The organism is Ferrovibrio sp. (genome assembly GCF_036381655.1).
GTDB lineage: Bacteria > Pseudomonadota > Alphaproteobacteria > Ferrovibrionales > Ferrovibrionaceae > Ferrovibrio.
In genome coordinates this window covers 33693-53698 of sequence record NZ_DASVCJ010000026.1, presented here as the reverse complement: position 1 = coordinate 53698, position 20006 = coordinate 33693, and the positions used below count along the sequence as shown (strand labels likewise).

The 20006-nt window shown below is 63.6% G+C and carries 20 protein-coding genes; 13 read left to right on the top strand and 7 right to left on the bottom strand.

Going from position 1 to position 20006, the window contains the following annotated elements; genetic code table 11:
• Positions 1-30 precede the first annotated feature (30 nt).
• From VF194_RS05455 to VF194_RS05445, 3 genes are all read left to right on the top strand, one after another.
• A complete protein-coding gene (locus VF194_RS05455; protein ID WP_330888820.1) occupies positions 31-1059 on the top strand; it encodes a TRAP transporter substrate-binding protein in 1029 nt (342 codons plus the stop codon).
• 76 nt (positions 1060-1135) lie between these two features.
• Complete coding sequence (locus VF194_RS05450; protein ID WP_330888818.1) at positions 1136-1666, top strand: TRAP transporter small permease; 531 nt, start codon at positions 1136-1138, stop codon at positions 1664-1666.
• Positions 1663-2961: a TRAP transporter large permease gene (locus VF194_RS05445; RefSeq protein WP_330888816.1), complete on the top strand. Its 1299-nt coding sequence runs from the start codon at positions 1663-1665 to the stop codon at positions 2959-2961. Before VF194_RS05450 ends, VF194_RS05445 begins: the two co-directional genes overlap by 4 nt.
• Here the strand turns inward: VF194_RS05445 and otnI are convergent.
• A complete protein-coding gene (gene otnI, locus VF194_RS05440; protein WP_330888814.1) occupies positions 2951-3757 on the bottom strand; it encodes a 2-oxo-tetronate isomerase in 807 nt (268 codons plus the stop codon). The two genes, VF194_RS05445 and otnI, sit on opposite strands and share 11 nt — an antisense overlap.
• An 83-nt stretch (positions 3758-3840) precedes the next feature.
• Here otnI and VF194_RS05435 point away from each other — a divergent pair, with 83 nt between their 5' ends.
• From VF194_RS05435 to VF194_RS05420, 4 genes are read left to right on the top strand one after another with little or no spacing between them, the layout of a single operon-like run.
• On the top strand, positions 3841-4965 hold the full coding sequence (locus VF194_RS05435; RefSeq protein WP_330888812.1) for an MlaE family lipid ABC transporter permease subunit: 1125 nt from the start codon (positions 3841-3843) through the stop codon (positions 4963-4965).
• A 9-nt stretch (positions 4966-4974) separates the two neighbouring features.
• Positions 4975-5763: an ABC transporter ATP-binding protein gene (locus VF194_RS05430; RefSeq protein WP_330888810.1), complete on the top strand. Its 789-nt coding sequence runs from the start codon at positions 4975-4977 to the stop codon at positions 5761-5763.
• Between the two features lie 3 nt (positions 5764-5766).
• Entirely contained in the window at positions 5767-6753 is a 987-nt protein-coding gene (locus VF194_RS05425; protein ID WP_330888808.1) for an MlaD family protein, read from the top strand.
• Positions 6754-6791: 38 nt separating this feature from the next.
• Positions 6792-7391 (top strand): ABC-type transport auxiliary lipoprotein family protein, encoded by a 600-nt coding sequence (locus VF194_RS05420; RefSeq protein WP_330888806.1) that lies wholly within the window; start codon positions 6792-6794, stop codon positions 7389-7391.
• Positions 7392-7394: 3 nt separating this feature from the next.
• On the opposite strand, the gene gpt is transcribed toward VF194_RS05420, so the two are convergent.
• The 5 genes from gpt to VF194_RS05395 form a co-directional block, all read right to left on the bottom strand.
• Positions 7395-7898 (bottom strand): xanthine phosphoribosyltransferase, encoded by a 504-nt coding sequence (gene gpt, locus VF194_RS05415; protein WP_330888804.1) that lies wholly within the window; start codon positions 7896-7898, stop codon positions 7395-7397.
• A complete protein-coding gene (locus tag VF194_RS05410) occupies positions 7895-8356 on the bottom strand; it encodes a thioesterase family protein (RefSeq protein ID WP_330888802.1) in 462 nt (153 codons plus the stop codon). The genes gpt and VF194_RS05410 overlap by 4 nt, the downstream gene beginning before the upstream one ends.
• Positions 8357-8467: 111 nt before the next feature.
• Positions 8468-9880, bottom strand: coding sequence for a benzoyl-CoA 2,3-epoxidase subunit BoxB (gene boxB / locus VF194_RS05405; RefSeq protein ID WP_330888801.1), 1413 nt, complete (start codon positions 9878-9880; stop codon positions 8468-8470).
• A gap of 2 nt (positions 9881-9882) precedes the next feature.
• Positions 9883-11562 carry a 2,3-epoxybenzoyl-CoA dihydrolase gene (gene boxC / locus VF194_RS05400; protein ID WP_330888799.1) on the bottom strand — a complete coding sequence of 560 codons (1680 nt, stop codon included), beginning with the start codon at positions 11560-11562 and terminating at the stop codon, positions 9883-9885.
• Positions 11563-11631: 69 nt separating this feature from the next.
• Positions 11632-12534 carry a helix-turn-helix transcriptional regulator gene (locus VF194_RS05395; protein ID WP_330888797.1) on the bottom strand — a complete coding sequence of 301 codons (903 nt, stop codon included), beginning with the start codon at positions 12532-12534 and terminating at the stop codon, positions 11632-11634.
• A gap of 86 nt (positions 12535-12620) precedes the next feature.
• Between VF194_RS05395 and VF194_RS05390 the strand changes: the two genes are divergently transcribed.
• The 3 genes from VF194_RS05390 to VF194_RS05380 are packed head-to-tail and all read left to right on the top strand — an operon-like array spanning position 12621 to position 15491.
• Positions 12621-13088, top strand: coding sequence for a flavodoxin domain-containing protein (locus VF194_RS05390; protein WP_330888795.1), 468 nt, complete (start codon positions 12621-12623; stop codon positions 13086-13088).
• Positions 13089-13125: 37 nt separating this feature from the next.
• On the top strand, positions 13126-14682 hold the full coding sequence (locus VF194_RS05385; RefSeq protein WP_330888793.1) for a benzoate-CoA ligase family protein: 1557 nt from the start codon (positions 13126-13128) through the stop codon (positions 14680-14682).
• An 11-nt stretch (positions 14683-14693) separates the two neighbouring features.
• Positions 14694-15491: an alpha/beta hydrolase gene (locus VF194_RS05380; RefSeq protein WP_330888791.1), complete on the top strand. Its 798-nt coding sequence runs from the start codon at positions 14694-14696 to the stop codon at positions 15489-15491.
• Positions 15492-15494: 3 nt separating this feature from the next.
• Here the strand turns inward: VF194_RS05380 and VF194_RS05375 are convergent, their stop codons facing one another.
• Complete coding sequence (locus VF194_RS05375; RefSeq protein ID WP_330888789.1) at positions 15495-17042, bottom strand: tetratricopeptide repeat protein; 1548 nt, start codon at positions 17040-17042, stop codon at positions 15495-15497.
• A gap of 223 nt (positions 17043-17265) precedes the next feature.
• Here VF194_RS05375 and VF194_RS05370 point away from each other — a divergent pair, with 223 nt between their 5' ends.
• From VF194_RS05370 to VF194_RS05360, 3 genes are read left to right on the top strand one after another with little or no spacing between them, the layout of a single operon-like run.
• Positions 17266-17523, top strand: a complete 258-nt coding sequence (locus tag VF194_RS05370; RefSeq protein ID WP_330888787.1) for a hypothetical protein — start codon at positions 17266-17268, stop codon at positions 17521-17523.
• Complete coding sequence (locus tag VF194_RS05365) at positions 17520-19328, top strand: tetratricopeptide repeat protein (protein ID WP_330888785.1); 1809 nt, start codon at positions 17520-17522, stop codon at positions 19326-19328. Before VF194_RS05370 ends, VF194_RS05365 begins: the two co-directional genes overlap by 4 nt.
• Positions 19325-20005, top strand: a complete 681-nt coding sequence (locus VF194_RS05360; protein WP_330888783.1) for an NnrU family protein — start codon at positions 19325-19327, stop codon at positions 20003-20005. Before VF194_RS05365 ends, VF194_RS05360 begins: the two co-directional genes overlap by 4 nt.
• Position 20006 lies beyond the last annotated feature (1 nt).

Here is a 20006-nt window from a genome sequence, read left to right as displayed (position 1 = left end):
CTGCGAAAAACACTTTCTGGGAGGGGTATCGTGCGATCTACTGGTAAAGCTATTGCTGCCGCCATCCTGTTGGCCGGTTTCGCGGTGCCGGCCATGGCACAGGAAATCGAACTCAAGCTGAGCCATTTCCTGCCGCCCGGGCATGGCATTCAGCGGGATTGGCTGGGCCCTTGGGCCGAGGATCTGACCAAGCGCACCAACGGCAAGGTGAAGGTGACGATCTATCCTGCCGGCAGCGCATTCGGCAATCCGGCCCGCCAGCTCGAGCAGGCGGTCAGCGGCGTGGTGGATATCGCCCATGGCCTGCGCGGTCTGCCGGCTGGACGTTTCCCGCGCATGGGCATCATCGAATTTCCTTTCCTTGTGCAGACGGCCAATGCCGCCAGCCGGACGCTGTGGGATCTCTATCCGAAATATTTCGCGCAGGAATTTCCGCCTACCGTCAAGGTGCTGGCTCTGCATGCGCATAATGCCGGCCTGATCCATACGCGCGACAAGCAGGTCAAGACGATGGACGACCTGAAGGGATTGCGCATCCGTTCGCCCAGCCCGCAGATCAACGCCATGCTGCAGCAACTGGGGGCGACCCCGGTCGGTCTGCCGCCGGGCGAGGTTTATGAGAACCTGCAGCGCGGCGTGATCGACGGCGCCGTGTTCCCATGGGATCCGATCTATTCTTTCCGGCTTTTCGAGGTCACCAAGTATCACCTCGATGCGCGTTCCTATACGGCAAGCTTCTATTTCGTCATGAACAAGAAGAAGTACGACAGCCTGCCGGCGGATGTGCGCAAGGCGATCGACGATACCACTGGCGCGGCGCTGACCGAGAAATTCGGCGACTGGTGGAATCAGTGGGACGCTCCGGGCCTGGAAGCGGCCCGCAACAAGGGCAATGTGATCTCGTCGCTATCGAATGCCGAGCGCAATCGCTGGCGGGAGGCGCTGAAGCCGACGACGGAGAAGCTGCTGGACGATCTTGAGGCGCATGGCGTCAAGGATGCCCGCGCCATCTATCGCGACATGCAGCAGCATATCGCCAAATACGAGGGCAAATCCTGATCTCGTGCAGGTCCGCGACCCATCCCGCTTTCCAAAGCCGGGATGGGTCGTCATTTTTTGAGTTGAGTAGTCGCGCATGATCCGTATCTACCGTTCTGCCCAGACGGCCGCCGCTTGGGCGGCCAAGCTGGCCGTGCTTTGCGCCTTGCTGGCCGGCGCGATCACCTGCGCCGATATCGTGATCCGCAATGTCGGGGGCGAGGGCATCATCGGAACCGTCGACATCACCCAGATGCTGATCGTCGCGGCAGCTTTCCTGACGATTCCCCACGGCTTCATCAGCGACAGCCATGTCGCCGTGGATATGGGCGTCGACCGCCTGCCATTCCGGTTGCAGGCGGTCTGCAAGGCCGTGGCGGCGCTGCTTGGCGCGCTGCTGATGCTGGCGATAGGCTGGTACGGCATCGGCCAGTTCGACACGGTGGCGATGATGGGCGACCGGTCGCAGACCATCGGCCTGCCAATGGTCTGGTACTGGTATCCGCTGTTGGCCGGGTCCTTCTTCGCGGCATTGATCGCCGCCGTGGTCGCCTTCCGCTACGCCGTGGTGGCACTGGCGGGGCATGACGCATTCCTATCCTCCCAGTCCTCGGAGCCGAATTCATGATGCCCGCTCTGGTCGGCGCCGGCGGCTTTGCCGCCGTTCTGTTGCTCATGCTGGTCCGCGTGCCGGTCGCGGTGGCGATGGGCGTGGTCGGCGGGGTGGGCTTCCTGTTCCTGCAAGGCTGGGATGGCCTGGCCTATGTGATGGGCTCATCGCCCTTCGAAAGCGTGTTTCCCTACAGCCTGTCGGTGGTGCCGCTCTTCGTCATGATGGGCGTGTTCGCCTCCTATGCCGGCCTGTCACGTCAGCTCTACGACGTGGCCTATGCCTTTCTCGGCCATTATCGCGGCGGATTGGCGCTTGCCACCGTCGGCGCCTGCGCCGGCTTCGGCGCCATCTGCGGCTCGGCCTTGGCCACTGCGGCGACCATGTGCCGCGTCGCGCTGCCGGAGATGCGGCGCCACGGCTATGCCGACAGCCTTGCGGCGGCCTCGATTGCCGCCGGCGGCACGCTCGGCATTCTGATTCCGCCCTCCATCATTCTGCTGATCTATGCGCTGCTGACCGAGCAGTCGCTCGGCAAGCTGTTCATCGCCGCCTTGCTGCCCGGAATGCTCGGGACCGTGCTGTATATGGCGGCCATTACCATCACCACGCGGCTCAATCCGCGGCTTGGCCCGGCCGGCGATCGGATGAACTGGAATGCCCGGCTGCGGGTGATGCGCGGCGTCTGGCCGGTGATGCTGCTGTTCCTGCTGGTGATCGGCGGCATGTATATCGGCGTCTTTTCGCCCAACGAGGCCGCCTCGGTCGGCGCGGTGGGAGCGCTGCTTTTCGCCCTCGTCGGGCGGACCATGGGCTGGGACCGGTTCAAGGCCTCGCTGCTGGAGGCTGCGAGCACCAGCGGCATGATCTTCCTGATCCTGATCGGCGCCGGCCTGTTCAATTTCTTTTTCGAGACCACCAGCGTGCCGCAATATCTGATCGGCATCGTGAAGGAGTTGCACCTCGGCCCGGTCGGATTCCTGATCCTGCTGTCGCTCTTCTATCTGGTGCTGGGTTGCCTGATGGACGATCTGGCGATGATCCTGCTGACGCTGCCGCTGGTTTTCCCGGTCACGCGGGCGCTGGGCATCGATCCGATCTGGTTCGGCATCTATATCGTCACCATCGTCGAGGTCGGCCTGATCACGCCGCCGGTGGGGATGAACCTGTTCATCATCCAGGGCGTCGGTCAGATCAAGCTGCAGACCGTGATCAGAGGCATCCTGCCCTTCGTGCTGGCCGATATGGTTCGCATCGGCCTGCTGATCGCCGTGCCGCAGATTGCGCTGTTCCTGCCCGCCTTCATGGATTGAGCTTTTTCTTCGGCGGAACGATGCCATAGCGCCGCGCCCAGTCCAGGCTGGCGGCAGTGGCGCCGGCCGGGCGGTATTCGCAGCCGATCCAGCCGTCGTATCCGAGGGTTTCGAGGCGATCGAAGATGAAGCCGTAATCGATCTCGCCGCCGCCGGGCTCGCGGCGATCCGGCGGATTGGCGATCTGGATATGACCGATCCATGGCATCTGGCGCTCGAGGCGTTTGCTCAGATCGCCATGGATGATCTGGGCATGATAGATGTCGAATTGCAGGCGCAGATTGGGGGCGCCGATCTCGGTCAAGACCTTCTCGGCGTAATCGAAATCGTGCAGAAAGAAACCTGGAACGTCGCGCCGGTTGATCGGCTCGATCATCAGCATCAGCCCGGCGCCGGAAGCCTGTTCCGCGGCCCAGGCGAGATTGTCCATGTAGCAGGCCTCCAGGACGCGCCGGTCGCTCCCGGACTGCTCGAGGCCGGCGACGACATGGATCCGCGGACAGTTGAGGGCAGCAGCGAACTCGAAGGCCCGGTCCATGGCGGCACGGAATTCCTGGCGTCGGCCGGGCAGGGCGGTCAGGCCGCGCTCGCCGCCGGCCCAATCGCCGGCAGGGGTATTGAACAGCACGACCTGCAGGCCAGCCGCCTTCATGGCGGCTGCCACGGCCGCCGGGGCATGTTCATAGGGGAAGGTGAACTCGACCGCCTCGAATCCCTGATCCGCCGCGGCGGCAAAGCGGTCGAGGAACGGTTCTTCCTGGAACAGAAAGCTCAGATTGGCGGCGAAGCGCGGCATGGTGGCCCCCCTGGTCGGTTTGCCGAGACTGTCATTTCTGCTAACTCTGTCGCAAGTCCTCTTGTTTTTCCGGGCCGGGAGCCATGCAGCGCGGCGGATTGCAAACGGAGCGTGACGGGACGGTGCTGCGGCTCAGCCTGAGCGGCGCCTGGACACTGCCCAGCATGGCCGATCTGGCGATGCAGGTCACGGCCGTGCAAGCCGCCGGCCTGCGCCGGGCGGTGATCGATACCAGCCGGCTCGACCGGCTGGACACCGCCGGGGCCGTATTGCTGCACAGATTGTGGCGCCGATTGAGCGAACAGGGCGCCGCCGTGGACTGGCCTCAAACGCCGGAGCGGTATCGGCGGCTGCTCGATTACGTCGCGCCCTGTGAGGCATTGGCACCGCAGCCAAGGCCGGGCAGCGGGCTGATCGGCCTGATCGTCTATTTCGGCTGGCTGATGGAATTTTTCCTGCGCGAGGCGCGCCGGTTCGTCGCCTTCATCGGCCGGGTCGCCGAAAGCGCCGTCCGCACCGTTGTCCAGCTCAAGCATCTGCGGCTGACCTCCATGGTCTACCATATGGAGGAAACCGGTTTGCGGGCGATTCCGATCGTCGGCCTCTTGTCCTTCCTGATCGGCATGGTGATGGCCTATCAGGGCGCCAGCCAATTGCAGCGCTTCGGCGCCGAGATCTTCGTCGTCGACCTGATCGGCATTTCCGTTCTGCGGGAATTGGGCGTACTGCTGACGGCGATCCTGATCGCCGGCCGCTCCGGCAGCGCATTCACGGCGCAGATCGGCACCATGAAGGTGAACGAGGAAATCGCCGCGATGCGCACGCTCGGCCTCGATCCGGTGATCGTCCTGGTGCTGCCGCGCATGTTCGCGCTGATTATCACATTGCCGCTTCTGACCTTCTTCGCCGACATCATGGGCCTGCTCGGCGGAGCCCTGATGGCCTGGAATTCGCTGCATATAGACCCCTTCCTGTTCTTTCAGCGCCTGCATGACGTAATCACCCTGCGCACCTTTGTCGTCGGCATGATCAAGGCGCCGGTCTTCGCTGCCCTGATCGCGCTGGTCGGCTGTTACGAGGGACTGCGCGTCAAGGGCGATGCGGCGAGCGTCGGCCGCCTGACGACCCGTTCGGTGGTGCAGTCGATCTTTCTCGTCATCCTGTTCGATGCGTTGTTCTCCATCATGTTCAACATCCTCAACATCTGAGAGCTGGGCATGACCGAACAGCGCGAGGTGGTGATCCGGGTGCGCGGTCTGGTCAATCGGTTTGACCGCAATATCGTGCACGACCATCTGGATCTCGATGTCTTTCGCGGCGAAGTGCTGGGCGTTGTCGGCGGCTCGGGGACCGGCAAATCGGTTCTGCTCAACACCATCATCGGCCTCAACCGCGCGGCGGCCGGCAATATCGAGCTGCTGGGAACCGACATGATCCATGGCGAACCGTCGGCATTGACCGCGGTGCGGCAACGGTTCGGCGTTCTGTTCCAGAGCGGAGCCTTGTTCTCTTCGCTGACCGTGGCTCAGAATGTGCAGGTGCCGCTGAAGGAATTCTACCGGTTGCCGCAGGATCTGCTCGACGAGATCACGGCGGCGAAAATACACATGGTCGGCTTGCCGCCGGATGCGGCGACGAAATATCCGGCCGAGCTGTCCGGCGGCATGCGTAAGCGGGCCGGGCTGGCCCGGGCACTGGCGCTGGATCCGGAAGTGGTATTCTTCGACGAGCCGACCGCCGGCCTGGATCCGATCGGGGCTGCGGCTTTCGATCAACTCGTCCTCGATCTGCAACGCGCGCTTGGCCTTACCGTCTTCATGGTGACCCATGATCTCGATTCATTGCATGCCATCTGCGACCGGGTAGCGGTACTCGCCGAGAAAAAGGTTCTGGCCGTTGGACCGATCGAAGCGTTGCTGAGGAACGAGCATCCCTGGATCAAGGAGTATTTCCATGGGCCGCGGGCCCGTGCCGCCACCGTGACCGCGGCATTGGAAGGAAGGTGAATCGTGGAAACCCGTGCGCATCATTTTTTGATCGGCAGCTTCGTGCTGGTCTTCGTTGCCGCGATCATCGTCTTCTCCCTGTGGCTGGCAAAGTCGCAGGTCAGGAAGGATGTCGCATATTACAACATCTACTTTTCCGGCTCCGTCGCCGGCCTGGGCGTCGGCGGCGACGTCCGGTTCAACGGCATCAAGGTGGGCAGCGTCTCGCAGATCGTCATCGACCGCCAGAATACCAGCCAGATCCGGGTGACGGTCGAAGTCGATGCCGACACGCCGATCCGCAGCGATTCGGAGGCGACCTTGCAATTGCAGGGCATTACCGGCATTTCCTACGTGCTGATTTCGCCCGGCTCGGAAAAGGCCGAATTTCTGCCGGTGGTGAGCAGCGGCGGCCCAGGCAAATATCCGGTCATCCCGTCACGGCCTTCGGCCATCGAATATGTCGTCCAGGCTGCGCCGGAACTGGTGAAACGCGCCGTGGAGGTGCTCAGCGACGAAAACCTGAAGAACCTGTCCGGCTTTCTTTCGGACCTGCATCAGATTTCGCAAATCCTCGCCACGCGGCAGGACAAGATCGGCCAGGCGATCGACGGCTTTGGGCGCACCAGCGACGATATCGCCCAGGCCGCGGCGGCGGCAAGGCAGGTGGCGACCAAGCTCGATCGCGTGCTGGCGGAGACCGAGAGCACTCTCAATCAGACGAACAAGCTGGTCAGCGGCGATGCCACGCAGGCCGTGCAGGATGCCAGGCGCGCCATGCAGCAGCTTAACGCCACGCTGGCCGAAATCCAGGCCATGGTGCATGAGAACAGGGGGCCGCTGCAGGCGATCACCACCGACGGCCTCGGGGAATTTCAGCGCTTCATTGCCGAGGCACGCATCATGGTCGCCAGCCTGACGCGGGTGGCGCAGCGGCTGGAGGACAATCCAAGTGCCGTTCTGTTCGGCAACCGCGAACCGGAATACAAGGATGGAGGGGGGCGTAGATGAGCCGGGATTTCTCACGACGTCATTTGCTGGGAAGCGCCGTGGCACTCGGCACCGCGTCGATGCTCGCCGGGTGCAACGGAATCATCCCGCAGGCGCCGCCTTCCAATATCTACACGCTATCGCCGAAGACGACCTTTCATGCCGATCTGCCGAACGCGGACTGGCAGCTGGTGATCGAGGAGCCCTACGCGGCGGGCGGTCTGGATACGCATCGGATCGCCATCCTGACCAACCCGTATGAGGTGAAATACTATGCCGATGCGCGCTGGGCGGAGCGGGCGCCGCGCATGGTGCAGACGCTGCTGGTGGAGAGTTTCGAAAATACCAGGAAGATCGTTGCCGTCGGCCGGCAGTCGATCGGCCTGCGCTCGGATTTCAACCTGAAAAGCGAATTGCGGGAATTCCAGGCGGAGTTGAAGGAGGGCAGTCCAGTGCCCGAAATCCTCGTCGCCCTGAACGCCAAGATCATCGCTCAGCCGCGCCAGCAGATCGTCGCTTCCGCCAGCTTCGAGAAGCGTGTCCGCGCCAGGGATCCGCAAATCCTCGCGGTTGTGGCGGCCTTCGACGAGGCGCTGGGCGACGTGCTGCGCGAAGTCGTGCAGTGGACGCTGTTGACCGCCCGCAAGCCGGAGGCGTGACGCTCAGCGCCCGCCGCGCAGTTCGACGATCGGCTTCGACATGACGGCCTCCTGGTCCCAGGGGAACAGGATCCAGGTATCCTGGCTGACCTCGGTGATGTAGGTATCCACCAGCGGACGTCCCTCCGGCTTGGCGTAAATCGTGGCGAAATGCGCCTTGGGCAGCAATTTGCGCACGGCCCTGGCGGTGACGCCGGTATCGACCAGATCGTCGACGATCAGCCAGCCTTCGCCCTGATCGGCCAGGGCGGCATCGGCGGTTTTCAGGATATTGACCTCGGTGCCGCGCTGCAGGCCGTTGTAGGTCGAGCAGGAAATGGTTTCGATCACCCGCACTTCCAGTTCGCGCGCGACGATGGCGGCCGGCACCAGACCGCCGCGGGTGACGGCGACGACTCCCTTGAAATGGGCATTGTCCAGCAAGCGCCAGGCAAGCGCTTTGCAATGGCGATGCAGCTCCTCCCAGGAGACAGGAAAGAATTTGGTGAAACCGTGACCCTCGGTCATGCGGCGGCATCCTTCTCAAGAACGGCGGCGGTGGCGGCCTGATAGGCCAGGATGGGCTGGCGGATGTCGTCGGGTATGGCGACCGACTTCATCTGCGCATGATTGACGATGCAGGAGACCAGCTCGGCTTCGAAGCAGAGCTCATGGGCGCCGTTGCGGCCGCGCATCGCGTAGGTGATGGTCGAACGGCTGAGCCGGCGCACCAGCACTTCGATGGTGAATGGCTGGCCGAACTGGATCGGCTTGCGGAAATCCAGCTTGACGCTCACGCTGGGCGAGCCGAGTCCGTATTTCTGGTTCAGCTGAAACCAGTCGACCCCGACAACCTCGGCGAAGAAGCTCTCGGCAGCTTCCAGCACCCAGTCAAGGAAGCGTGGCGTATAGACGATCCCGGCCGGATCGCATTCACCCCATTTGACGATGCGACGGACGGTATAGGGATTCGGGGGCGCGGACATGCCCGCTCTTATACGAGCCGATTCTGCAAAAAAGAAGAGCCGAGGCAGGAGAAGAGGCGCCCCGGCAAAGGGGCGCCCCGAGGCAGGCCGAACGGAAGAAATACTGGAAAATCAGGCCCGTACGTACTCGAAATCGATCGGCTGGTTGTTGATGCCGCGGGCCGGGGGAGCGATCCAGTTCGCGAACTTGCCCCGCTCGGTGACCGGGCGCATCAGGCTGATCACATAGCTGCGGTCGGCCTCGGTCGGCAGCCATTCGTGCTGGCGGGCATCCCATTCGGCCTGGCTGATCACCTTGCCCTCCGGGGTGACGCGGACATCGGCGAACTGGCCGATCTGCCGATGGAAGCCGCGATGCGGCAGCTTCAGTTCGAAATCGATGCCGTGGCGCTTGATGATCTGGTTCCAGCGCATGACGCCGCGGGCGCAATCGTTGACATAGTCATCCCGCAGGCGCTCGTTCAGCGCCGGCAAGGCCGGCTCCTCGCTTTCCCCGATGGCGTCGCCGCGCAGCCGCAGCACCTTGTAGGCGGCATCGGCCAACTTGTGATCGTCATCGATGCGGGTCTCGTCGAAGCGGCCTTTGAGGCCCATCGTGTAGTAATTCGCCGCGTTGGTCGAAATTTCGGAACCGAACAGGTCGAGCGAAACCGAGAAGTGGAAGTTGAGATATTTCTGCAGGGTCGGCAGGTCGATTCCGCCATGCTTGCGCACGTCGTCGGTCTTGAAGTCGCGCATGATTTCGCAGGCGCGCTGAATCACGCGGCCGACGCCGGTCTCGCCGACGAACATGTGATGCGCTTCTTCGGTGAGCATGAAGCGGCAGGTCCGCGCCAGCGGATCGAAGCCGCTTTCCGCCAGCGAGGCGAGCTGGAACTTGCCGTCGCGGTCGGTGAAGAAGGTGAACATAAAAAAGCTCAGCCAGTCCGGCGTCTTCTCGTTGAAGGCGCCGAGGATGCGCGGCTTGTCGCTGTCGCCCGAGCGGCGCTGCAGCAGCGCCTCGGCTTCCTCGCGGCCGTCGCGGCCGAAATGCGCATCCAGCAGGTAGACCATGGCCCAGAGGTGGCGGCCTTCCTCGACATTGACCTGGAACAGGTTGCGCAGATCGTAGAGGGAAGGGCAGGTCTGCCCAAGTAGCCGTTGCTGCTCCACCGAGGCCGGTTCGGTATCGCCCTGGGTGACGATCAGGCGGCGCAGCACGCCGCGATATTCGCCCGGTACGTCCTGCCAGGCGGGATCACCCTTGTGATCGCCGAAGTTGATCTTGCGGTCGGCCTCCGGCTCGGCCAGGAAGATGCCCCAGCGGTAATCCGGCATCTTCACGTAATCGAAATGCGCCCAGCCCTGGGCATCGACGCTGGTCGCCGTGCGCAGATAGACCTCGCGGGCCTGGAAGCCGGCCGGCCCCATATCCTGCCACCAGTCGAGGAATTTCGGCTGCCAGTCTTCCAGGGCGCGCTGCAGGCGGCGGTTATCCGACAGATTGACGTTGTTGGGAATGCGGGAATTGTAGTCGATCGCCATTCTCAGACCCTCCTGCGGTCGTAGCCGGCGCGCTGGCCGGTGCCGTATTGCTTGAGTGCGCCTTGTTCGCCAACCGCGTTCGGACGTTGGAAAATCCAGTTCTGCCAAGCCGTGAGGCGGCCGAAGATCTTGGTCTCCATCGTCTCCGGCCCGCCGAAGCGCAGGCTGGCTTCCATGCCGGTCAGCGCGTCGGGCGAGAAGGCGGCGCGCTCCTCGATGGCGATGCGGACTTCGTCCTCCCAGTCGATGTCGTCGGGCGTGAACGTCACTAGGCCCGCTTCATCGGCGGCCCGCGCGTCGAGGTCCTCGCCGATCCGCTGCCGCAGCGCATCGACGCGGGCCGGATCGTCGAGATTGCGGCTGGCGAGCCGGCTCAGACCGTTCGGCATAGGATAGGCGCCGAAATTCAGCGGCGTCAGGCGCAGGGTTGCCGGCGGACGATTGTCGCCCTCGAAGCTGCCGTCCAGCATGTAGGAGCGGTCGGCTGCCAGCACCAGCTCGAGCAGGGTGCCGGTGAAGCAGGAGCCTGGCTCGACCAGCGTGAAGATCGAGCGCGACGAGACGTCGATGCGCTTGAAGACGCGCTTGAGGAACAGGCGGATCTCGCGCACCAGCCAGTGCGATTTATGCCGCTCCAATACGCCATCATAGGCGGCGACAAGCGCGGCATCGCCGGCGCTGCGGAACACCCAGATGCCGACGCTTTCCTCGTTGGTGCGCAGATGCAGGATCAGGTCGTCCAGCTCGCGCGCCAGCGCCAGCGGCCAGAATGCATCGCCTGCGGCCTGGATTGCGTCGGCAGCCGCCGGCGGCGGCGCCTGCGGGCCGGAAACGGTGATCTCGGCGACGCCCTTGGCGCGGTCGAGCCTGGCCTCGATATGGGAATACGCGATCCGGTCGCCTTCGATCTTGCGCTCCAGCCGGTTCAGCGCGATGCCCTTGGCGTCCGCCGGGCGATCGGACCGGGCGGCGAATTCCCAGGCGCGGGCCTGCACGGTCTCGGCCAGCTTGGTCCGGGGCACGACCTCATCGACCAGGCGCCAGTCGACGGCGCGCTTGCCCTTGATGCCTTCCTCGATGGTGCAGAAGAAATCGGCGCGGTCGCGGCGCACCATGCGCTTGTCGACAAGCCGCGTCAGGCCGCCGGTACCGGGCAGTACGGCCAGGAGAGGGACCTCCGGCAGCGACACTGCCGTATCGCCGTCGTCGGCCATGACGATGTAGTCGGCGGCAAGCGCCAGTTCATAGCCGCCGCCGGCGCAGGGGCCGTTCACGGCGGCGATATAGGCCTGTTTCGATTCAGCGGTGGCTTCCTCGATACCGTTACGGGTCTCGTTGGTGAATTTGCAGAAATTGACCTTCCAGCCATGGGTCGACTGGCTCAGCATGCGGATATTGGCGCCGGCGCAGAAGACGCGGTCCTTGGCCGAGGTGATGATGACCGAGCGGACTTCCGGATGCTCGAAGCGCAGCCGCTGGACGGCATCGTGCAATTCGATATCGACGCCGAGATCGTAGGAATTGAGCTTCAGTTCATAGCCCGGCCGCAGGCCGCCATTTTCCTGCACGTCCATCGCTAGGATCGCGATGGGACCGTCGATGCTCAGCTTCCAATGCTTGTACTGACCCGGCTCGGTGCGGAAATCCACCAACGCGGCGCCGTTCGACTGGCTTTCGGCCATGCGCAGTCCTCCCTTCGCTGATGTGCATTATAATACATCATTCCAAGGTGACAAGAAATATCTTGCAGCTTATGCGGCGGCTTCTCGCGCCAGCCAGCCGGGATGGGCCTGCACGGCGGCGATCAAATCCCGCGCGGCCTGGCCGGGGCTCTTGCCGGCCGTATCGAAGGCCAGATCGGCCCGGGCATACAGCGCCTCGCGCTGCGCCAGGATGCGCTTCAGGTCTTCCATGGCCTCGGACTGGCCGGCCATGGGGCGCAGGTCGCCCTGTGCCATGACGCGCCCCATATGCTCCTCCGGCCGCGCTTTCAGCCAGATCGTGAAGCAATGGCCGAGCAGATGGGCATAGGTGCCAGGCTCGGACGGCAGGCTTCCGCCGGTGGCGATTACCTTCGGCGTCGGGTCCATGGTGATCCGCTCCAGGGCTCGGGCCTCGAAACGGCGGTAGGCGCTCTGGCCGTAAAGGTCGAAGATCTCGTTCAGGCTCAGGCCGGCTTCCGATTCTATTTCATTAGCCATCTCAATGAATTGCAGGCGAAAGTTATCAGCCAGGATGCGGCCGAGCGTGGTCTTGCCGGCTCCGCGCAGGCCGATCAGCGCGATATGGCGCTTCACCCGCGGCGCAATCCCGAAGCGTTCGCGGATCAGGTTTTGCAGCTCCTCGATCTGCTCAGCCGAAAGCTCCTCGACCTGCCGCAACAGCAATGCCTGATCGACGCTCAAGGGAGCGCGGTCGCCGAGGAATTCGGTGATCGGCAGATCCATGGCGCGGGCAATCTGCCGCAGCAGCAGGATCGAGATATTGCCGGCACCCGATTCCAACTGGGCGAGATAGCGCTCGGAAACGCCGGAATCCTTGGCGAGAATCTTGCGGCTCATGCCGCGGCGGGCGCGGGCATTGCGCACCCGCTCGCCCACGGCTTGCAGAAAGGCCGTGTCTTCAGGGATGATCCGGTCGCGGCTTTCGGTCATGTCTGCATTATAATGCATTTTGCCCTAGAGTGCCAGCGGATCATGCGTTATAGTTCGGACCCACTACCGTATAGGAGATTTCGTCCATGCAGATTTCCGTACTTGTCGGCACCATGACCGGAACCGCCGAGCTTGTCGCCGGCGACGTCAAGAAGGCGCTGGAAGACAAGGGGCATGAGGTCGAAATCCTGTTGATGGACAATCTGCAGACCGATGTTTTCAATCGGCCGGGCGCCTTTCTGATCTGCACCTCCACCTATGGCCAGGGGGATGTCCCCGACAATGCCCGTGATTTCCTCGCCGACTTGCAGTCCCGCAAGCCCGACCTGAGCGGGAAGCTCTGCGGCGTCATCGGCCTGGGCGACAGCACCTATCAGGACACGTTCAATCACGGCGGCCAGCAGTTCGAGGAAATCCTGCGCGAGTTGAACGCCACGGTGGTCGGCGAACGCATGAGGCACAACGCTTCGGGCGGCACGTTGCCGGAAGAGGACGGCGTGGCCTGGGCATTGGAATGGGCCGAACAGGTGGCGCCGCTCGCACAAGCCGCCTGAAGAAAAATACGAGCGGCGTAAAAATCGGGAGGAAGCAATGCCGCGTTTTCTGGAGCTGCCGCGGCGGTACAACGCCGCCAGCCATTTCATCGACCGTCACCTCGTCGAGGGGCGCGGCGACAAGATCGCGTTCATCGACGACAAGGGCAGTTATACCTATGCCGACCTGGCGGCGCGAGTGAACCGGGCCGGCAACCTGCTGAAAAGCCAGGGCGTGCGGCCCGAGCAGCGGGTGATGCTGGCTCTGCTCGATGGCATCGACTTTCCGGCGATGTTTTTCGGCGCCATGAAGATCGGTGCCGTTCCGGTGCCGGTCAATACGCTTCTGACCACCAAGGATTACGATTTCCTGCTGCGCGATAGTCGGGCCGCTGTCCTGGTTGTCTCGGACGCGCTGGTCGAGAAGTTCCGGCCGGTCATTGCCAATCAGCCGCGCCTGGAACAGGTCCTGATCTCGGGCCAGGTGCCGCCGACGGTGACGCCGCTGCAGAAGCTGCTGGACGAGCAATCCGATCAGCTCGAGCCGGCCGATACCACTCCGGACGATATCGGATTCTGGCTCTACTCATCCGGATCGACCGGCATGCCGAAAGGCGCCATGCATCTGCATGGCGATCTGGTGCATACGGCCGTGCTGTACGGAGAGGACGTGCTGGGCATAAAGGCGGACGACCTGGTCTTTTCGGCTGCCAAACTGTTTTTCGCCTATGGCCTGGGCAATGCGATGACCTTCCCGCTGCATGTCGGCGCCACCGCCGTGCTGATGGCCGAGCGTCCGACACCGGCTGCCGTGATGCAGCGCCTGAAGCAGCATCAGGCGACGATCTTCTATGGCGTGCCGACGCTCTATGCCGGCATCCTGGCCGATCCGAACATCACCGGGGAAAGCGGCTCGGCGCGGCTGCGCCGCTGCGTGTCCGCCGGCGAGGCGCTGCCCGAGGAGATCGGCCGCCGCTGGCATAAGCTGTTCGGCGTCGACATCCTGGACGGCATCGGCTCGACCGAGATGCTGCACATTTTCCTGTCGAACCGGCCTGATGATGTCCGCTATGGCACGACCGGCATGGCGGTGCCCGGCTATGATCTGAAGATCGTCGGCGAGAATGGCCAGGAGGTGGAGCAGGGCGAGATCGGCGAGTTGCTGGTCAGCGGGCCGTCCTGCGCCGTGGCCTACTGGAACAACCGCGCAAAAAGCCTGGCGACGTTCCAGGGGCCGTGGACCCGCACCGGCGACAAGTATCTGCAGACCAAGGACGGCTATTATGTTTATGCCGGCCGTTCCGACGACATGCTGAAGGTCAGCGGCATCTGGGTCTCGCCCTTCGAGGTCGAATCCGCGCTGCAGGCACATCCGAAGGTTCTGGAAGTTGCCGTCGTGGCCCATGCCGACAGCGACGATCTGATCAAGCCGAAGGCCTTCGTCGTACTGAAGGAGGGCATGGGCGCCAATGATGCGCTGGTCAGCGAGCTTCAGGCTTTCGTCAAGGACCGTCTCGCACCATATAAATACCCGCGCTGGATTGAATTCGTCAGTGAGCTGCCGAAAACGGCAACCGGCAAGATCCAGCGGTTCAAACTGCGTGTGAAAGCCTAGATCGCGACGGTATGATTTCCGGGTTGCATCATGTCGGCTTGCCGTCCGGCCGCGTCGAATATCGCTGGATCGGCCAGAAGAATTCCACGCTGCGCGATACCGATCTGCCGGTCCTGGTCTTTCTGCATGAAGGACTGGGTTCGGTGGCGCAGTGGCGCGATTTTCCCGACCAGGTCGCGGCGGCAGCCAACCTGCCGGCTCTGGTCTACAGCCGGGTTGGCTATGGCGGGTCGGATCCCTGCGCGTTGCCGCGACCGCTGACCTACATGCATGACGAAGGCGAGAGGGAATTGCCGGCACTGCTGGCGGCTCTGGGCATTCGCAAGCATATCCTTGTCGGGCATTCCGACGGCGCCTCGATCGCGCTGATCTATGCCGGGTCGGCCCAGCGGGACGGCCTGCTCGGCTTGGCGGTGCTCGCGCCGCATGTTTTCTGCGAAGAGGTTTCCGTCGCCTCGATCGCTGCCGCCGACCGCGCCTATGCCGAGACAGATTTGCGCAGCCGCCTGGCGAAATATCACGGCGACAACGTGGACTGCGCCTTTCGCGGCTGGTGCGATGCCTGGCTGCACCCGGATTTCATGCAATGGAATATCGAAGCCTATGTCAGCCGCATCACGGTTCCCGTCCTGGTGATCCAGGGGGAAGGTGACGAGTATGGCACGACGGCGCAGGTTGACAGCATTGCTCGCCGCGCGGCGGGTGAGGTCGAGACCTTGCTGTTGCCGAATTGCGGCCACAGTCCGCAACGCGACCAGCCGGCGGCCACGCTGAAGGCCCTGGTTCGTTTCGCCGCCCGACGGATGTAGCTTTTAGCGCTTTCGCGCCAGTATCAGATAACAGAGAACCGGCTGGCCCATTTCCTCGCGGCCCTGGGTCTCCTCGAATTTGAGGATATCGAACCCCGCCTGCCGCAATGTGTCGCGGACATAACCCGCATCATGCTGGTAGCGGCCGGTGGCGCCGAGGCGATAGCCTTGTTCCGGAGCCGGTCCTTTCGCCGCTTCGACGGTGAAGCCAAGGACGCCTTGCGGCCCGGTCTTCCGGGCGATGGCTAGGAAACTCGGTTGCAGGTCGCCGAAATAGCAGAAGACGTCGGCGGCGATGGTCAGATCGTATTGATCGCTCGCCGCAGCGAGAAAGGCGCCCAGTTCGGTCTCATGCAGCGCGTCATACAGACCGCGCTCCCGCGCTTTCGCCAGCATGCCGCCGCTCAGATCGACACCGATCAGCTTGCGTGCCGCCGGTTTGAGGTAGGGCGCGCACAGACCGGTGCCGCAACCGGCATCGAGAACAATCAGGTCTTTCCGGTCGCCAAGCGCCTCCAAGGCGGCGCGGCTCAAGATTTCAGGAACGCGATAGCCAAGTCCTGAAAGGGCTTTCTCAAAATCCTGCGCAAACCGGTCGAAGATCTCGCGAACGTAGGTATCGCCGGCGCGCGCCGGGGTCTGTTCGCCGAGGATCGCCGCCGCCATGTGTTCGGCGACGGCGTGACCGTTGCTCATGGCGCGCCAGCGTCGTGCAAAGTCCTGCGCCTTGGCGGTTTCATCCAGCCGGATCAGCCCGTATAGCATTTCGCCCATGCTGTAATGCAGCATCGTATCGTCCGGTGCGACCGCCAGCGCCCGGAATACGATTTCCGCGCCTTCGGCATAACGGCCGAGCTTGTAGAGCGACAGCGACAGGTTGCGCAGCGCATGAATGTGGTCCGGCGCCAGCGCCAGAGCGGCGAGGGCGGCCTCGACGGCAGGAAGGTGCTTTTCCTCCGACGCCAGCAGGCCGGCCAAATTGGCATGAGCATCGGCATAGCGTGGCTCAAGCCTGACGGCTTCCCGATATGCCGCTTCCGCCTCCTGCGGCCGTTTGAGTTCGCGGTAGGCATTGCCCAGGCTGAAATAGGCTTGTGCATAGGACGGATGCAGGGCGATGGCTTGCTTGAAGCTTGCGATCGCGGCCTCGGCTTCGCCATTCAGGTTCAAGGCCACGCCGAGATTGAAATGCAGCAGCGGATCATTCGGCTGCCGCTGCAGGCCGTTGCGGTAGGTCTCGGTCGCCTGGCCGAGGCGCCCGTTGCGAAGATAAAGATTGCCGAGATGCACGTAGCCGTCGGCAACATCGGGAGCGAGCTGCACGGCGCGCTTGAACGCCTGCGCCGCCGGTTTGAAATCGCCTTTCCGGGCATGCAACTGGCCAAGGCCGAACCAAGCATCGGCGCGGCGCGGCGCCTGCTTGACCAGATTGTCCAGCACCGCCTGGGCGGCATCCAATTGCCCTTGGGCCAGGAGGGCATTGACCGCCACCATGGGATCCTGGCCTACGCCCGCCTGCTGCATGAGAGCTTCGCTTACCGACTTCGACATATATATTCCTGTCGTCTTGGCCGGACCGTAACCCGGCATACCAGTATCCGCGCAGATTACGGGAAGCTCGTTAACGATCTCAATCGCCTGGAGACCAGTTTTGCGGGTTTTCCGAATATAGCAACGTCCAGGCGTTGTCCGGCCTGCATCACGCCGGCTCGATCGTGGATGGACGCTTTTCGCCTGCTTACCTATGCTAACCGCCAAAAACAGGGACGGCGATATGGCGAGCGCAGATCAGGTCTCAACCGGGCAGAAACCGACTGCGGCACAGCTTCGCTATCTTCGGCGCGGGCTGAAGCAGCCTGGCGGCAAGCTTCCGCTTTTCGACGAACGGGGGCAGCTTATCAGTGCCAGCACGATCCAGTCCTGCATCAAGGCGGGCTGGGCCGTGCCGTGGTTCGAAAACCCGATCAAACCCGATTGGCTTGTCTGCAAGCTCACCCCCGAGGGAAGGGCGGTGCTGGAGGATTTGCGTTGACACCATTGTTGCGTTCGCGGCCGCTTTTGCTCGGCGTATTGGCCGTTATTGCGGGTTGGGCGTTGCCGGCCCATGCGCTTCCCGAAGACCGCTTTTCCGCGCCGCTCCACAAGCCGGACACCCCGATCCCCGGTACGGCGGAATTGCTGACCCGCGCGCAGGCCGGCGATCGCGAGGCGCAGTATCAACTTGGCCTGTCGTATCAGCTTGGGCTGGATGGAGTGCGCGATCTGACGCAGGCCCGCGCCTGGTTTGCCAAGGCGGCTGCCCAGGATCAGCCTCGGGCCTTGGCCGGCCTCGGTTTCCTGCTCATGCTCGGGCAGGGCGGCCCGCGCGATCTGGCGGAGGCCGAACGGGTTCTGCGCCGGGCCGGCGAGTTGGGAGAGGTGACCGCCTTGGCGAATCTGGCCGAACTCATCCTCGCCGATCGCCCGGAGGAGAAAGCGGAGGCCATAGCCCTGCTGGAGCGGGCCGTTTCCGGCGGTGCCGTGAATGCCCGCTATCGTCTGGGGCGTTTGCTGATGGAAGGCAAGGTCGTCAAGCGCGACCCTGCAAGAGGCCTGGCCCTGCTGGAAGAGGCCGCAGCGGCGGGAAGTCCCTATGGCGAGGCCTATCTCGCGTATCTGTTGAGCGGCGAGACGGACGTCAAGCCCGATCCAGATCGCGCCTTCAAACTCGCATCTCAGGCAGCCGATGCCGATTTGTCCGAGGGCCTGGTCGAACTCGGGCTGCTCTACGAGAAGGGCATCGGCACCCCGGCCGACGCCAGGCAGGCCGCCCGGTGTTACGAGCGGGCGGGCGAGCTGGGCGATCCGATCGGCTGGCATAACCTGGCGGCGCTCGAGGAAACCGGCGCGCTTGGAACGGTCGAGCTGGAGGCCGCGCGGGCGCATGCATTGCAGGCCGCAAGCATCGGCTACCTGCCCGCCGACGACATGGCCGGGCGGATGCTGTATCTGGGCAAGGGCGGTCCGGCGGATCCTGCTGCCGCGTTGCCTTATCTCAAGCGGGCGGCGGCTGCCGGTTTCCCCAGCGCCCAGAATTACCTGGCTTCGATCCTGTTCAACGGCGAGGGCGTCGCTGCCGATCAGGCGAAAGCCATGGATTGGTGGGAAAAGGCCGTTGCGCAGGGATTCGGCCCGGCCGTCAGCAACTACGCGACCCATCTCGCCGAGGGCAAGGGTCGGCCGGCCGATCCGGAAAAGGCCCGCGCCCTGCTCACCAAGACTGCGGAAGGCGGCTATGCCGGGGCGCAATTCCGGCTGGGGCTCTGGTACGAGCAGGGCTGGCTCGGCACGCCGCTTGACCTGCCCAAGGCGGTTCACTGGTTCCGCAAGGCGGCCGAGAACGGCCATGGCGCCGGTGCCTTTAAATACGCCGCCTATCTCGAAGCCGGCGAGGGCGGTGTTCGGGCCGATGCCAAGGCCGCCCTGCACTGGTACCAAGTGGCCGCCGAGCGCGGCAATCCCCTGGCGCAGTTCCAGCTGGCGCGCATCCTGTTCAATGGCGAGGCGGTGGCGGTAGACAGAGAGCAGGCCCTGGCCTGGCTGACCCGTTCGGCGCGGCAGGGTTATGCCGAGGCGCTGTTCGTGCTGGGCGATCTGACCTTCCGGGGCGATGGCCTGCCCGCCGATCCAGCCCGGGCCTGGGCCTATATGCGGCTGGCGGAGCAGAAGGGCATTCCGGATGCCGGCCAAGGCCGCCGCTATATCGAGGCGCGGCTGAGCCCTGAACAGCGCCAGCAGGCGGTTCTTGCCATCCAGCAACTGCTGGCCAGCTTTCGCAAGGAGGGGAACGAGGAATGATTGGATTGGCTCTCGCCGCCCTGGGATGGGTGTTGCTGCATGTCGTCGTGGCTGGACCGCTGCGGCCGTGGCTGGTCGGCCGGCTCGGATTGCAGCGCTACCGTGGGTTGTTCACGATCCTAAGCTTCCTGTCGCTGGGCGCCATGATCTGGACCTTCCGCCAGGCCCCGGCTGTGGCACTTTGGCCGCCCATGCCGGCTTTGAACCTCGTCCCGATCGTGGTCATACCGGTCGCGGCGCTGTTTCTGCTCGGCAGCCTGCGCAAGACCAACCCGACCATGGCCGGGCCTGACATGGTGCTGAAGGGGGAACTGCCGGTCATCGGCTTCATCAAGATCACCCGGCATCCCATGCTCTGGGCCTTCAGCCTCTGGGCCGCATCTCACATGATCGCCAGCAACGATCTGCGGATCTGGCTTTTGGCCGGGGCCATCCTGATCACCGCCGTCAACGGTATGCGTTCGATCGATCGCAAAAGACAGGGTGATTTTCGCGAGCAGTGGCAACGCTTTGTAGACAAAACCTCAGTCATTCCGTTTGCTGCGGCGGCACAGGGGCGGGTCAAGCTGCGTTTCGCCGATATTGGCTGGGGAAATGTCATAGGTGCCGCAATACTTTATGCGGTGATGGTGTGGGCTCATAACAATATTTTTGGAATTCCAATTTATTATAAATGAT

What these genes read in the sequence shown, in the direction of transcription:
- VF194_RS05450 (WP_330888818.1), top strand. Translation starts at nt 1,136, where the DNA reads ATGATCCGTATCTACCGTTCTGCCCAGACGGCCGCCGCTTGGGCGGCC.
- VF194_RS05445 (WP_330888816.1), top strand. Translation starts at nt 1,663, where the DNA reads ATGATGCCCGCTCTGGTCGGCGCCGGCGGCTTTGCCGCCGTTCTGTTG.
- otnI (WP_330888814.1), bottom strand. Translation starts at nt 3,757, where the DNA reads ATGCCGCGCTTCGCCGCCAATCTGAGCTTTCTGTTCCAGGAAGAACCG.
- VF194_RS05435 (WP_330888812.1), top strand. Translation starts at nt 3,841, where the DNA reads ATGCAGCGCGGCGGATTGCAAACGGAGCGTGACGGGACGGTGCTGCGG.
- VF194_RS05430 (WP_330888810.1), top strand. Translation starts at nt 4,975, where the DNA reads ATGACCGAACAGCGCGAGGTGGTGATCCGGGTGCGCGGTCTGGTCAAT.
- gpt (WP_330888804.1), bottom strand. Translation starts at nt 7,898, where the DNA reads ATGACCGAGGGTCACGGTTTCACCAAATTCTTTCCTGTCTCCTGGGAG.
- VF194_RS05410 (WP_330888802.1), bottom strand. Translation starts at nt 8,356, where the DNA reads ATGTCCGCGCCCCCGAATCCCTATACCGTCCGTCGCATCGTCAAATGG.
- boxB (WP_330888801.1), bottom strand. Translation starts at nt 9,880, where the DNA reads ATGGCGATCGACTACAATTCCCGCATTCCCAACAACGTCAATCTGTCG.
- boxC (WP_330888799.1), bottom strand. Translation starts at nt 11,562, where the DNA reads ATGGCCGAAAGCCAGTCGAACGGCGCCGCGTTGGTGGATTTCCGCACC.
- VF194_RS05395 (WP_330888797.1), bottom strand. Translation starts at nt 12,534, where the DNA reads ATGACCGAAAGCCGCGACCGGATCATCCCTGAAGACACGGCCTTTCTG.
- VF194_RS05390 (WP_330888795.1), top strand. Translation starts at nt 12,621, where the DNA reads ATGCAGATTTCCGTACTTGTCGGCACCATGACCGGAACCGCCGAGCTT.
- VF194_RS05385 (WP_330888793.1), top strand. Translation starts at nt 13,126, where the DNA reads ATGCCGCGTTTTCTGGAGCTGCCGCGGCGGTACAACGCCGCCAGCCAT.
- VF194_RS05380 (WP_330888791.1), top strand. Translation starts at nt 14,694, where the DNA reads ATGATTTCCGGGTTGCATCATGTCGGCTTGCCGTCCGGCCGCGTCGAA.
- VF194_RS05375 (WP_330888789.1), bottom strand. Translation starts at nt 17,042, where the DNA reads ATGTCGAAGTCGGTAAGCGAAGCTCTCATGCAGCAGGCGGGCGTAGGC.
- VF194_RS05370 (WP_330888787.1), top strand. Translation starts at nt 17,266, where the DNA reads ATGGCGAGCGCAGATCAGGTCTCAACCGGGCAGAAACCGACTGCGGCA.
- VF194_RS05360 (WP_330888783.1), top strand. Translation starts at nt 19,325, where the DNA reads ATGATTGGATTGGCTCTCGCCGCCCTGGGATGGGTGTTGCTGCATGTC.